This is a genomic window from Peribacillus sp. SIMBA_075, from assembly GCF_046534585.1.
The window spans coordinates 1-327 of record NZ_JAWRYN010000291.1 but is presented as its reverse complement, the minus strand read 5'-3'; the positions used below and the strand labels follow the sequence as shown (position 1 = coordinate 327).

Below are 327 nucleotides of genomic sequence, written 5' to 3'. Positions count from 1 at the left end.
ATATCGTACAAAAGAAGATGAAAACGAGTGGGAGCAAAAAGATCCATTGGTACGCTACCGCAAATTCTTGGAAAACAAAGGCCTATGGTCTGAAGAAGAAGAGAATAAAGTCATCGAAGATGCAAAAGAACAAATCAAACAAGCGATCAAAGAAGCTGACGAACAGCCTAAGCAAAAAGTCACTGACTTGATTGAAAACATGTACGATGTGAAACCATTCAACTTAGTTGAACAGCTTGAAATTTACAAACAGAAGGAGTCGAAGTAAGCCATGGCGCAAATGACAATGATTCAAGCGATCACTGATGCGTTACGCACAGAACTGAA

General features: G+C 39.4%; 1 protein-coding gene. It reads left to right on the top strand.

The features are described from left to right. Positions 1-268: thiamine pyrophosphate-dependent enzyme (locus SB775_RS28295; protein WP_410864489.1), on the top strand; the 268-nt coding region annotated here is incomplete at its 5' end. Positions 269-327: the final 59 nt, after the last annotated feature.